Genomic DNA, 272 nt, shown 5'->3' with positions numbered 1-272 from the left:
ATCGCGATCCGCAGGCGCGCGGATGCGCGGTCGTGCCGCACCGATGCGCCGTCGATCGCAAGCAGGTCGATGCAGCGGCCGTCGTACGTGCGCGGCAGCGTGGCGAGCAACGTCTGCTTGAGGCCGATCTGCGCGACGAGGTCGGCCGGCACGCAAGCGACGCTGGTGCCGAGCTGGTTGCCCGGGACATAGTCGATGGCACGCGCCGCCAGCAGCCTGCCGTTGACGACCACGTCCAGCAAATAGGTGCCGGGCACCGTGTAGTCGGCGTG

General features: G+C 69.9%; 1 protein-coding gene. It reads right to left on the bottom strand.

The genetic code is table 11. From position 1 onward, the window contains the following. Positions 1 to 272, bottom strand: a 272-nt coding sequence (locus SB816_RS31655; protein WP_410548203.1) for a FimD/PapC N-terminal domain-containing protein, incomplete at both ends; no start/stop codon positions are given.

The sequence above is a fragment of the Achromobacter sp. SIMBA_011 genome (assembly GCF_046535435.1).
GTDB lineage: Bacteria > Pseudomonadota > Gammaproteobacteria > Burkholderiales > Burkholderiaceae_B > Achromobacter > Achromobacter dolens.
The sequence above is the reverse complement of the archived record's forward strand: the minus strand, read 5'-3'. Positions and strand labels throughout refer to the sequence as shown.